Below are 13,525 nucleotides of genomic sequence, written 5' to 3' on the forward strand. Positions count from 1 at the left end.
TAATTTTAGCGGTGTTGGATTTATAAATATAATATTAATACTTTAAAAGTAATTTTAATTCAGTTTCAAACCGGTTTTTAGGAAGATACTGTGTTTCTAATGCACTTGCAAAAGGAATGGGGGTATCTAAACTGGCCACCCGTTTTACCGGTGCATCTAAGTAAGCAAAGCAGTTTTCCATAATAAGTGCAGAAATATCACTGGCTATACCGCCAAATAAAGAATCTTCATGCAGTATAATCGCTCTATTGGTCTTTTTTACGGAAGTATAGATAGCTTCAGTATCTAAAGGTTGCAGGGTTCTTAAATCAATAACATCTGCTTGAATGTCTTTATTGTTATCCAATACTTCTAAAACCCAATGCACAGCCGCACCATAACTAATAATCGTAATATCTGTTCCTTCCCTGATAACAGAGGCTTGACCAAATGGTAAAGTGTAGTAATCTGTTGGAACTTCTTGGCTAATGGTTCTATACAAGCCTTTGTGCTCAAAGAACAATACAGGATTAGGGTCGTTAATAGCCGTGTTTAGTAGTCCTTTAGCATCATAAGGAAACGCAGGGTAAACCACTTTTAACCCAGGTGTTTTTGTAAACCAAGCTTCATTGGTTTGTGAGTGAAATGGTCCTGCAGCTACACCACCTCCACAAGGCATCCTTAAAACGACATCGGCATGCTGTCCCCATCTGTAATGTGATTTCGCTAAATAATTAACTACGGGATTAAATCCAGAGGAAATAAAATCCGCAAACTGCATTTCCACCACGCTTTTCATGCCTGCAATGGAAAGTCCCATCGCCGTTTCAATGATTCCAGATTCACAAATGGGCGTATTGCGAACACGTTCTTTTCCGAATTGCTCTGAAAACCCTTCAGTCATTTTAAAAGCCCCTCCGTATTCGGCGATATCTTGGCCCATGATAACAAGATTGTCATGCCGTTCCATACTCTGTTTTAACCCTTGGGAAACGGCATCAATAAAACGCAATTCTGTAGAGTTATTATTTTCTTTAACGTCTTCATAATTAAATGGTTTAAATACATCATTTAATTCGTTAGTTGCATTTGAAATTATAATATCTTCAGCGAAAGCAATATCTAAATGTTTATTGATGTCTCTGGTAAAATCATCTTTTATAGAAGCTATAAGGGGTTCTGTTAAAATGCCTTCATTAATTAAAAAATTCTGGAAATTTATTAATGGATCTTTCTTTTCCCAAGCCTTCAAAAGGTCTTTAGGAACATATTTTGTACCACTAGCCTCTTCATGTCCACGCATTCTAAAGGTTTTGAATTCCAATAAAACTGGTCTTGGTGTATTTCGCATGCTGTTAGCAAGGGTGTTGACTTTTGTAAATACCTCTACAATATTATTTCCATCTATAATATGGGATTCCATACCATAACCTATAGCTTTATCGGCAATGTCTTTACAATTATATTGCTCATGTGTTGGTGTAGATAATCCGTAGCCATTATTTTCCACACAAAATATAACGGGCAACTGCCAAACAGAGGCAATGTTTAGTGCTTCATGAAAATCACCTTCGCTAGTGCCACCTTCTCCCGTAAAAACAGCCGTTACAGATGGTTTTTTATTCAATTTGGAAGCCAATGCGATGCCATCTGCCACGCCTAATTGTGGGCCTAAATGTGAAATCATACCAACAACCTTATAATCTTGGCTACCAAAATGAAACGATCGGTCTCTGCCTTTAGTAAAACCGGAAGCCTTTCCTTGCCATTGCGCAAATAATCTATGTAATGGTATGTTGCGGGACGTAAAAACACCCAGGTTCCTATGCATGGGTAAAATATACTCTTCTCGTCTGATAGCCATAGTAACTCCAACAGAAATAGCTTCTTGTCCAATACCAGAAAACCATTTACTGATTTTTCCTTGTCGTAATAAAACGAGCATCTTCTCCTCTACCATTCTGGGCTTTAGCATGTTTTTATACAAGCCCATAATCAAACTCGGATCCAAATGGTTAATATTGTAAGATATATTTTGAGGAGTATGGGATTTACTCATTAATCATTCTTTTTCAAAGTTTATCAAATATAGTACAAATAGGCAAAAAGATGTATGTAAAGGCGTAAAATGCTATATAAAATCTTTGTAATGTTTTTGTACATTTGTAAGTATGCTAAATAAAATTAATTCTATGAAAATAGTTCCAAGTGTTGACTTAAATGATTTTCTTTCTGAAGACCCAATAAGGAAACAGAAATTTATAAATGAGATTGGGAAAGCCTATGAAGACATTGGCTTTGTAGCTTTAAAAGGTCATTTTTTAGATGATGCATTAGTTGAAAATCTATATTCTGAAGTTAAGAAGTTTTTCAATCTGCCATTAGAAACCAAACAAAAATACGAAATACCAGGCATTGGCGGTCAGCGCGGTTATGTGTCGTTTGGAAAAGAAAGTGCTAAAGGAAAAAAAGAAGGTGATTTAAAAGAGTTTTGGCATTTTGGGCAATATGTTGAGAATCATCCGAAGTTAGAAGCTGAATATCCTAAAAATGTCATTGTTGAAGAGCTTCCTGAATTCAATAAAGTTGGAAAAGAAACCTATAAAATGCTGGAGAAAACGGCTAAATATGTATTACGTGCTTTGGCTTTACATTTGGGTTTAGAAGAAACTTATTTTGATGATTATATAAAAAATGGGAACTCTATTTTACGTCCCATACATTACCCGCCTATTGTAGAAGAGCCTAAAGAAGCCGTTAGGGCAGCAGCGCATGGTGATATTAATTTAATTACCTTATTAATGGGTGCTCAAGGGCGTGGTTTACAAGTACAAAACCATAAAGGCGAATGGATTGACGCTATTGCTGAACCAGATGAATTAATGATTAATGTGGGCGATATGCTGTCTAGACACACCAACAATAAATTAAAATCCACAATACATCGTGTTATAAATCCACCGAAAGAACTTTGGGGAACCTCTAGGTACTCGATTCCATTTTTTATGCATCCTATTAGTGATATGAAACTGGATGTTTTAGATAATTGTATTGATGACAGTAACCCAAAACAATATGATGATATTACAGCAGGCGAATTTTTAACAGAGCGTTTGATTGAACTGGGTTTAATTAAAAAATAAGTTTCCAGTCTCAGTGGTAGTTTTCTGCATAATTATTCTTGAAGTTACTGCAACTGCGATTGAAACTGTAAACTAAAAAAACATGGATTTACAAGACCAACTAAAAAACTTATTTCCAGATCACACCCCAGAACCTTCAGATGACAATGATTCTGAAGAACATGGTATTTGGATGCAAGACGCCCCTATTATCTGTAAATATGAAAAACGAAAAGGCAAACCCATAACTATTTTAGAAGGCTATACCGGTGCCTCCGAAGATTTTAAATTATTGGCGAAAGATATTAAAACCGCATTGAGTGTTGGCGGAAGTTTTAAAGAAGACAAAATAATTATCCAAGGGGATTATAGAGATAAAATCATGCAAATTCTTAAAAATAAAGGATTTAAAGTAAAACGTGTTGGCGGATAATTTATGAACAAACAACCTCTTCATATTACCAACGGAAGTAGTTTGACCAAATATCTTCTTGAACTGGAATTTTCTGGGGACATCCTCACTTGGGAAGAAATGCTCTGTGAAGGTTCTACTTTTGTAGATATCGATTCTGAAGCTTTTTTTAAAACCCGGAAAGCTTTTTTTGCTTCATTCTATCAATTGGAATTGGATGTATACGCCTTTAAAGATGAGTTGAAAAAATTGAATCATTCTGAAGATTACTCAGAAATCGTCCTTTGGTTTGAATATGATTTGTTTTGTCACATTAACATGATTGCAGTGATAAGCCTTATTCAGCAAAAAAAGATATCTTTACCTATATATTTGGTTTGTAGTGGCAGAATTAAGGGTAATAAAAATTTGGTTGGTTTATCTGAACTCTCATCATCTCAATTAATAAAACATTACGAAGACCGTATTTTGCTTAACGACGATGATATAAAACTAGCTGTGTCTCTATGGCAAATTTACTGTGGGATTGATCATAATTTGTTCAAGCCTTTTATTGTTAAAAGTTCTTCGTTTAAATATTTAAGTAATTGTTTAAAAGCACATTTAGAACGTTTTCCTGATTCTAAAAGCGGATTAAACGTTTTGGAAAAAAACATTCTTGAAATCGTAAAAAACAACACTATAAAATCTGAACATCATTTACTTGGCTATGCATTGAATTACCAAGGCTATTATGGTTTTGGGGATATTCAATTGTTGAGAATTATAGACAAGCTTTCCTTGTTTTTTAATATTGACAAATCTGGCTATACACTAAATAGAAAAGGTCATGAAGCTCTATTAAATCAACATCATTTTTATTCAGAAATCAACAATAAAATGTATTATGGTGGGGTTAGTAATGCCGATTTTCAATTTAGTAAAGAACACAATAAACTAATAAAAACAAATTTAAATGCCTATTAAAGCCTCCGAACTTATTTTAAATCCAGATGGCAGTATCTATCATTTAAATCTGAAACCGGAGGATATCGCCCATACTGTTATTTTTGTTGGAGACCAAGATCGAGTTGGAAAAGTCACTAAACACTTCGATTCCATAGATTTTGAGACCCAAAAAAGAGAGTTCAAAACCCAAACTGGAGTTTATAAAGGGAAACGTATTTCGGTTATTTCTACAGGCATTGGGCCGGATAATATAGATATTGTCCTTAACGAGCTTGATGCATTAGTAAATATAGATTTTACAACTAGAAAAGTAAAAGAAAAACTAACCAGCTTAGATATAATTAGGATTGGCACCTCTGGTTCCCTTCAAAAAGATATTCCAATCGATTCTATGTTGATAAGTACACATGCTTTAGATTTGAACGGTATGTTACATGCATATAAAGTAAAAACAATCAACCATCCAGACATTGAAGAAGCTTTTGTAAAACATACACACTGGAATAAAGATAAGCCAACACCCATTGTAATTTCAAATAGCGAAGTTCTAGAAAAGAAATTTGATAGTGCTACTATCGATAAAGGATTAACAGCTACGGCTGGAGGTTTTTATGGGCCTCAAGGGCGGATCTTACGATTGGAAATTGAAGATTCTGAATTGAATCATAAAATGGATACTTTTAATTTTAATGGTATTAAAATAACCAATCTAGAAATGGAAACGTCTGCCATTTATGGTTTGTCAAAATTATTGGGACATCATGCGATATCGTTAAATGCTATTATTGCCAACAGAGCCAATGGCACTTTTAGCGAAAACCCAAATAAGATTATTGATGATTTAATTGTTTATGCTTTGAAACGTATTTGAAGGAATTTATTATTATGATACATAAACTACTGTTAAAATTTAATCCAATCCATTCACAATAATTATTTTTGAAAAAACATATAACTAATGAGAAAACTATTAATTCTAGCCATTACTTCTACTTTAATATTTTCCTGTAAAGAAGAACCAAAAGATTATGTCTCCTTTTCAGGGCAAATAACTAATAAAAACAGTGATTCATTAATAATCCGTTCGAGCTATCGTCCATATTCAAAAACAATCCATGTTAATGAAGATGGCACCTTTAGCGATACGTTAAAAGTAGAAACAGGCATTTATAACTTATATGATGGTAGTGAGTCCAGTAATTTGTTTCTAAAAAATGGTTTTGATATTCATTTAACCTTAAATACAGATGAATTTGATGAAAGTATTACATATTCAGGTACTGGGGCAGAACAAAGCAACTTTATTGCCAAAAAATATTTATTAGAAGAAAAACTTTTAAATTTAGATGAGTTGGTTAATTTGGATTCCATTCAATTGGAACATAAGTTTTCAGAAATTAAAAATGAATTGATTTCATATTATAATTCTGATAAAAATATTGATACGCTTATCACTAATAAATATATAAATGAAGTTGAACCGATGCTTCAACCTTATAAATCCTATTTAGCGGATGTCGTTGCTTTAAGAACGAATCTTCCAAAAGGCTCACCTTCTCCTGTATTTGAAGATTATGAAAATCATAATGGTACCAAAACATCTTTGAACGATTTAAAAGGGAAATATGTGTATATAGATGTTTGGGCAACATGGTGCGGTCCTTGCAAAGCTGAGATACCTTCTCTTAAAAATTTAGAAAAAGAATATCATAACAAAAACATTCAGTTTGTAAGTGTGTCCATCGACGATGATAGAACCCATCAAGGGTCTTGGGAAAAAGCTAAAGAAAGCTGGAAAGCCATGGTCACGGATAAAGAATTAGGCGGCATCCAAGTATTTGCTCCAAACGGATGGCAATCAGATTTTATTAGAAATTACAGAATCAATGGCATTCCAAGATTCATTCTAATAGATCCTAATGGAAATATAGTAAGTGCCGATGCGCCTAGGCCTTCAGATCCTAGATTAGTAGACTTATTTAATGAATTAAGTATTTAAATATTATTTATTTTCTTGAATGGGTTGTTCCGGCTGCTTAAACAAATCTAAGTAAGCGGCTCCTAAGTAATCTATAACATGACTGGCAATTAAACTTTGGTAGCCATAATCTTCTATGGCAATATCGGCTGATTTTCCGTGTAAATACACCCCGAAAACTGTTGCTATCAAAGGATTATATCCTTGCGATATTAAACCTGTAATGATACCCGTTAATACATCACCACTGCCTCCTGTTGCCAAACCAGGGTTCCCCGAGGTGTTTACATATAATTTATCCTGATAAACGGTGATGCTATTGGCTCCTTTTATGACTAAAATAACATTATGTGCTTTTGAGAATACTTTCGCTTTTTCTAATTTATCGAAGTCATTTTTCCAAGGTCCTAATAAGCGTTCTAATTCTTTTGGATGAGGGGTTAAAACAGTATCCTTTGGCAATAATTCAATCAACTCAGTTTTTTTAGATAGTATATTAATCCCATCAGCATCAATAACTAAAGACGTCTTGTTTGTTTTTAAAAAAGTTTCAAAAGCTGCCATGGTTTTATCATCGGTTCCTATGCCTACTCCAAAACCAATAACCGTTGGTTGTATATCAAATCTAATTTCTGAAATAATTTTTTCATGGTCATCTGTAATCACCATCGCTTCTGGAAAAGCAGCCTGCAAAACGGTATAACCACATTTTGGAATATAGCTCGTTACCAATCCTGCTCCTGCTGATAACGCTGCTTTACTCGCTAAAACGACCGCTCCTATTTTACCGTAACTTCCACCAATAATTAAACTATGTCCGAATTGTCCTTTATGGGAAAATGTTTCTCTAGGCATGTACATGCTTAAAACTTCAGATTTACCAATTAAATCGGCTTCAGTAGTCGTTGTATACAAATAGTCTCTATCTAAACCAATGTCTAAAACTTCCCAGTGTTCCGTAAATTTTGCTGTATCTGGTAAAAAAAACACCAATTTAGGTGATGCAAAACTTAAAGTATATCCAGCCCATACAACGCCATGTTCATCCGAAGGCACTTTATCAGTTCGTAAACCAGAAGGAATATCTATAGATAATGTAAAAGCCTTACTTATTTTAATATGCTGAAACAAGCTTTTAACCCAATCGGCCACGGGTCTATTTAATCCTATTCCAAAAACGGCATCTACAATGATGTCGTCAGGATTGATATCCGGAAAATCTTCAGCATCATTCAACAACAAAGGCCATTTTTTAGTGACATTTTTTATTCTCTCATAATTAATCAAAAAATCTTTTGAGCGCTTGTCACTGTAATTAACTATATAAATATGGACGTTATAGCCATCAAGAATTAAATGTCTGGCCAAAACCAAACCATCTCCTCCATTATTTCCTATACCACAAAATATATGGATGGGTACTTGTACGCCTTGCATCCGCAGATGCATCCAATTAAAAATTTGAGTGCCTGCACGTTCCATTAAATCGGTTGAAGATATATTTTGGCGTTCTGTTGTTAACTTGTCACCTTCGTATATTTGTTCTTTTGAAAATAGTTTCATTTTAATTCATTAAAGATTTTCTATTTCTAAATAATTTGGATGGTATTAATTTAAAAAAAATCAATTCTACATAAGAATTACGTAAAAAACATTTTTTTGTTTTTTTATATGTCTAAAAGTAATACTTTTGAAATGTATTCAAATAAAAAATGAAGCTTTTAAACCAAAATACACGTATTGATACATCTTCTCCTAAAGAAGACATTACGTCTATTTTTGGAATTGCTACAACCATTACAACCCTTTGGGGTTGCTAGTATATTTTTCTTCGGTCTATCTGTGTGATTTTTATAATCACATCTTCTTAAAACATGTATTTAAACTTTAATTCATTAAAAATGAAGGTTTTAAAATTTGGCGGAACGTCTGTAGGTTCTGCAAAAAACATCAATAACGTTATAAATATTTTAGAAAATTATTCTAAAAACGATTATATAATCTGTACGGTTTCAGCTGTTGGAGGTATCACTGATAAATTACTTTTGGCTGGAAAACAGGCTCAAAACAAAGACGCTGAGTACATTAACACATTCAACTTAATAAAAGACATTCATTTTAATATTATAAATGAGTTAAACCCAAATAAAAACACTTCGATTACTGAACATGTTATAGTTAGGTTAAACGCCCTTAAAAGCTTATTGGATGGAATTTATTTAATAAATGAACTATCACCTAAAACATCTGATAAATTGGTTAGTTTTGGTGAGTTGTTGTCATCATTTATTATTGCTGAAACCATGAAAAATCGTGGTTTATCAACAGAATGTAAAAATTCCCAAGAACTAATTGTTACAAACTCTAACTTTACTAAAGCAGAAGTAAATTACAATATTACCAATAAAAATATTCAGGATTATTTTGCTAATGCTTCACAAAGAATAACCATCCTACCTGGGTTTATTGCTAAATCACAACTAGGGGAACAAACCACTTTGGGTCGTGGGGGATCTGATTTTACTGCGGCTATCGTCGCCGCTGCCTTAAAAGTAGAACAACTTGAGATTTGGACCGATGTTAGCGGAATGTTTACAACCAATCCGAAATTGGTAAAACAAGCCTACCCTATTGAAAAGATTTCATATCAAGAAGCTATGGAGCTATCTCATTTTGGTGCTAAAGTATTGTATCCGCCAACGGTTCAGCCTGTTTTAAATTTGAATATACCCATTCATATAAAAAACACCTTAGAGCCTGACGCTGTTGGAACCATTATTTCAAACGAAATCACGAATTCAACATCGCCAGTTAAAGGTATTAGTAATATTTCAAACATCGCATTATTAACACTTCAAGGCAGTGGTATGATTGGAATTCCAGGATTTTCTAAACGCTTGTTTGAAACCTTATCGCAAGAGAAAATCAATGTTATTTTAATTACGCAAGCATCTTCAGAACATTCTATTTGCTTAGGCATAGATGAAAATGATGCTGAACTGGCTAAAACTGCTATTGATGCTACTTTCGAAAACGAAATTGCGTTACACAGAATTGACCCCATCATAGTTGAAAATGAACTCTCTATCATTGCTTTAGTTGGTGATAATATGAAAAACCATCAAGGCATCAGTGGTAAAATGTTTAGCACGTTAGGGAAAAATAATATCAATATTAGAGCGATTGCACAAGGGGCTTCAGAAAAAAATATATCAGCTGTTATCTTACAAAGTGATGTAAAAAAAGCGCTTAATACCTTGCATGAACAATTTTTTGAAAGCAAAACAAAACAGCTCAATGTATTTATTACAGGCGTTGGAAATGTAGGTGAAAAATTGGTTGAGCAAATTAAGCAACAACGTAAATATTTGAAGGAAAACCTCAAGATTAATCTAAGAATCTCTGGATTATCCAATTCTAGGAATATGATTTTCAATGAAGAAGGTATCGATTTAAGTGATTGGAAAGACCAATTGGCAAAAGGAGAAAAAGCGACCTTAGATGGTTTTTTTGAAGGAACGAAAGCCTTAAACCTTCGCAACAGTATTTTTGTGGATGTTACCGCCAATAAAGACGTTGCAGGTTTATATGCTAAGTATTTACGTCAAAGTATTGGTGTGGTGGCTTGCAATAAAATAGCATGTTCTAGTGATTATGAAAATTATAAACTACTAAAGCGTTTATCATTAAAATACAATGTACCTTTCTTATTTGAAACCAATGTAGGTGCGGGCTTACCCATTATTGATACCCTTAGCAATTTAATAGCTTCTGGTGATAAAATAACCTCTATTCAAGCGGTTTTGTCTGGTAGTTTGAATTTTGTTTTCAATAATTTTGATGACACCACTAAGTTTTATGATGTTGTTAAACAAGCAGCAAAAGAAGGGTATACAGAACCCGACCCAAGAATCGATTTAAGTGGTGTTGATGTGGCGAGAAAAATATTAATTCTTGCCAGAGAAAGTGGTATGGAAATGAATTTGGAAGATATTTCAAATTCATCGTTCCTATCTCCATCCGGATTAAAAAGTGACTCTGTTGATGATTTTTACCAAACATTGATTGCAGATGAAGCCCATTATCAAAATTTATATGCTTCCGCAAAAGCGAAAGGTTGTCAGTTAAAATATGTTGCCCAGCTAAATCAAGGTAAAGCGAGTGTTAGCTTGCAAGAAATTCCAAGCGATCATCCATTTTATAATCTGAAAGGAAAAGATAATATTGTGATGTTTTATACACAACGCTATCCAGAACAACCTATGATTATTAAAGGAGCTGGTGCGGGTGCCGAAGTAACAGCATCTGGATTATTTGCTGATATTATTAGAATTGGAAATGATTAAAAAAGACTTGAGAATAGAGAAAAAGAATAAAGAATCTATAGTTAGTCTTTCTTCTAGTATCTATTTTCTATTATCTATAAAAAATGAATGAAATAAAAATATTCTCTCCGGCTACCGTTGCAAATGTAGCATGTGGTTTTGATGTATTGGGATTCTGTTTAGACAGTGTGGGTGATGAAATGGTGATTAGAAAAATTGATAAAAAAGGCATTTATATCACTAGAATTGAAGGTTTCGATTTGCCTTATGAGGCAGAATTAAATGTTGCTGGGGTGTCTGCTCTTGCTATGTATAACACTTTGAAACCTGATTGCGGATTCGAAATAGAAATCTACAAAAACATAAAACCTGGAAGTGGTATTGGTAGTAGTGCTGCCAGTGCCGTAGGAAGTGTCTTTGGTATGAACGAACTTTTGGGTAGGCCATATAATAAGACACAACTGACTGAATTTGCTATAAAAGGTGAGGCTTTGGCTAGCAAATGTGAGCATGCCGATAATCTTGCCCCTGCTTTGTTTGGTGGCTTTACGTTGGTAAAGAGTATAAAACCGTTAGAGATATTAGAAATACCTACTCCAAATGACTTGTATGCCACCATCATTCATCCGCAAATCGAAATAAAAACCTCAGAAGCGAGAGCTATTTTACCTAAAGATATTCCATTAAGTGATGCTATCATACAATGGTCAAATGTTGGAAGCCTAATACATGCCTTGCATACCAATAATTATGAATTGATGCAAAAATCTCTTCATGATGCTATTATTGAACCCTATAGAAGTACATTGATTCCCTACTATAATGAAGTGAAAAATGCTGTGCTTGAAGCAGGTGCATTGGGCTGTGGCATCTCGGGATCTGGACCTTCAATATTCTCATTAAATAAGAGTATTGAAATAGCTAACAATGTGAAAGATGCTATGGAGAATATATATTCGAAAACAGATATTGAATTTGATATTCATGTATCTAAAATTAATGTGGAAGGAATTAAAATTTTATAAGACGGAAGACTTATTTAAGGCTAAAAGAAGAAACTATATTAATGAAACAAAATTTATTGAATTCTATGATGGAGCTTTTCATCTAATGAATATGATGAATGCATTTAAAAAAAATATTAAATAAAGCATCCGTTCTCAGTCATCGGTCAATTAAAAAATATGAACTATTACTCATTAAACCATAAAGCGCCAAACACATCTTTTAAAGATGCAGTCATTAAAGGATTAGCTCCAGATAAAGGATTATACTTTCCAGAAAGCATCACACCTTTATCACAAGAGTTTTTTGAAAGCATTGATAATCTATCACACTCTGAAATTGCTTTTGAAACTATCAAACAATTTGTTTTACCTGAGATTCCGGAGGATGTTTTAAAAACAATTATAGAAGAAACCTTGTCTTTTGATTTTCCTGTTGTGGAATTAAATGAAAACATATCTACATTAGAATTGTTTCATGGCCCAACGATGGCATTTAAAGATGTTGGGGCCCGTTTTATGGCACGATGTTTAGGTTATTTTAATCAAGGAAATGATAGAGAAGTGACTGTTTTAGTTGCGACATCCGGTGATACTGGTGGGGCTGTAGCCAACGGATTTTTAGGAGTTAAAGGTGTAAAAGTAGTCATCCTCTACCCTAGCGGAAAAGTAAGTGATATTCAAGAAATGCAATTAACAACGCTAGGTCAAAATATTTCTGCTTTAGAAGTTAATGGCACGTTTGATGACTGCCAGGCAATGGTGAAAACGGCTTTTTTAGACGACAGTTTAACAAGCCAAATGCAATTGACATCAGCTAATTCTATTAACGTGGCGCGTTGGTTACCCCAATTATTCTACTTTATTTTTGCTTACAAACAACTACATAATAAGTATAAAAACATCGTATTTTCGGTGCCAAGTGGTAATTTTGGAAACATTTGTGCCGGTATGATGGCTCAACAATTAGGCTTACCAATACATCATTTTGTTGCCTCCAACAATGCCAATAATGTAGTGACACGTTATTTGGTTTCACAGTTATACGAGCCAAGACCATCGGTTCAAACCATTAGCAACGCTATGGATGTTGGGGCGCCTAGTAACTTCATTCGTATTCAAGAAATCTATAAAAACAACTTTGAATTTTTAAAAGATAATGTGTCTTCTTATAGCTTTACGGATGATGAAACTAGAGAAGCTTTAAAAGAAATCTATACTACTTATAACTATGTGGCAGATCCGCATGGTGCTGTGGGTTATTTAGGTTGTAAGACCTATTTAAAAGAACGCCCAGAGTCGCATTGTGTGTTTTTGGAAACAGCACATCCTACTAAATTCTTAGATGTGGTAGAGGAAGTCATTAAAGAAAAGCAACCACTTCCTAGGCAAATACAATCTGTTATGGGGAAAGAAAAAGTAGCTGTTACAATTTCTACTTATGAAGATTTGAAAAGTTATTTACTGAAATAAATATATGGGACTAACGGATTGGATTGGATTTATAGGTGTTTCTCAAATACTGCTCGCCTATTTTTTAAATGTAACAGGTAAAGTAACCACTAAAAATCTAATATTCATATTATTGAATCTTATAGGTGCGGCCATGGCATGTATCGCCTCCATTCTATTGATATATTGGCCTTTTATTATTTTAGAAGGTGTATGGACTTTAGTGTCTTTGTATTCATTACTGAATTTGAAAAAAACCTGATACTTTTTTTAAGTTTAAATTATTACCAGTAAACAACTTATCA

At 33.7% G+C, this 13,525-nt stretch carries 11 protein-coding genes; 9 read left to right on the forward strand and 2 right to left on the reverse strand.

The annotated features are described in order from the left end of the window. Positions 1-34: 34 nt before the first annotated feature. The gene (locus tag DKT72_RS02545) at positions 35-2,038 is read right to left on the reverse strand and encodes an alpha-ketoacid dehydrogenase subunit alpha/beta (protein WP_370445563.1); all 2,004 of its coding nucleotides are present in this window, start codon (positions 2,036-2,038) and stop codon (positions 35-37) included. Positions 2,039-2,171: 133 nt separating this feature from the next. Between DKT72_RS02545 and DKT72_RS02550 the strand changes: the two genes are divergently transcribed. From DKT72_RS02550 to DKT72_RS02570, 5 genes are all read left to right on the forward strand, one after another. Beyond that, positions 2,172-3,122, forward strand: a complete 951-nt coding sequence (locus tag DKT72_RS02550) for an isopenicillin N synthase family dioxygenase (RefSeq protein ID WP_111307330.1) — start codon at positions 2,172-2,174, stop codon at positions 3,120-3,122. Positions 3,123-3,204: 82 nt separating this feature from the next. Then, positions 3,205-3,534 carry a translation initiation factor gene (locus DKT72_RS02555; protein WP_111307158.1) on the forward strand — a complete coding sequence of 110 codons (330 nt, stop codon included), beginning with the start codon at positions 3,205-3,207 and terminating at the stop codon, positions 3,532-3,534. 3 nt (positions 3,535-3,537) lie between these two features. Continuing rightward, the gene (locus DKT72_RS02560; RefSeq protein ID WP_111307159.1) at positions 3,538-4,479 is read left to right on the forward strand and encodes a DUF1835 domain-containing protein; all 942 of its coding nucleotides are present in this window, start codon (positions 3,538-3,540) and stop codon (positions 4,477-4,479) included. Next, on the forward strand, positions 4,469-5,332 hold the full coding sequence (locus tag DKT72_RS02565; RefSeq protein ID WP_111307160.1) for a nucleoside phosphorylase: 864 nt from the start codon (positions 4,469-4,471) through the stop codon (positions 5,330-5,332). Before DKT72_RS02560 ends, DKT72_RS02565 begins: the two co-directional genes overlap by 11 nt. Positions 5,333-5,419: 87 nt before the next feature. Continuing rightward, on the forward strand, positions 5,420-6,460 hold the full coding sequence (locus tag DKT72_RS02570) for a TlpA family protein disulfide reductase (protein ID WP_111307161.1): 1,041 nt from the start codon (positions 5,420-5,422) through the stop codon (positions 6,458-6,460). Between the two features lie 3 nt (positions 6,461-6,463). On the opposite strand, the gene DKT72_RS02575 is transcribed toward DKT72_RS02570, so the two are convergent. Further along, a complete protein-coding gene (locus DKT72_RS02575; RefSeq protein WP_111307162.1) occupies positions 6,464-8,002 on the reverse strand; it encodes an NAD(P)H-hydrate dehydratase in 1,539 nt (512 codons plus the stop codon). A 338-nt stretch (positions 8,003-8,340) separates the two neighbouring features. Here DKT72_RS02575 and thrA point away from each other — a divergent pair, with 338 nt between their 5' ends. From thrA to DKT72_RS02595, 4 genes are all read left to right on the forward strand, one after another. After that, positions 8,341-10,785, forward strand: coding sequence for a bifunctional aspartate kinase/homoserine dehydrogenase I (gene thrA, locus DKT72_RS02580; protein ID WP_111307331.1), 2,445 nt, complete (start codon positions 8,341-8,343; stop codon positions 10,783-10,785). A gap of 83 nt (positions 10,786-10,868) precedes the next feature. Continuing rightward, positions 10,869-11,789 carry a homoserine kinase gene (locus tag DKT72_RS02585; protein ID WP_111307163.1) on the forward strand — a complete coding sequence of 307 codons (921 nt, stop codon included), beginning with the start codon at positions 10,869-10,871 and terminating at the stop codon, positions 11,787-11,789. 159 nt (positions 11,790-11,948) lie between these two features. Further along, positions 11,949-13,241 carry a threonine synthase gene (thrC, locus tag DKT72_RS02590; protein ID WP_111307164.1) on the forward strand — a complete coding sequence of 431 codons (1,293 nt, stop codon included), beginning with the start codon at positions 11,949-11,951 and terminating at the stop codon, positions 13,239-13,241. Positions 13,242-13,245: 4 nt separating this feature from the next. Continuing rightward, complete coding sequence (locus DKT72_RS02595; protein WP_111307165.1) at positions 13,246-13,482, forward strand: CBU_0592 family membrane protein; 237 nt, start codon at positions 13,246-13,248, stop codon at positions 13,480-13,482. Positions 13,483-13,525: the final 43 nt, after the last annotated feature.

This window comes from Confluentibacter sediminis, from assembly GCF_003258355.1.
Classification (GTDB): domain Bacteria; phylum Bacteroidota; class Bacteroidia; order Flavobacteriales; family Flavobacteriaceae; genus Confluentibacter; species Confluentibacter sediminis.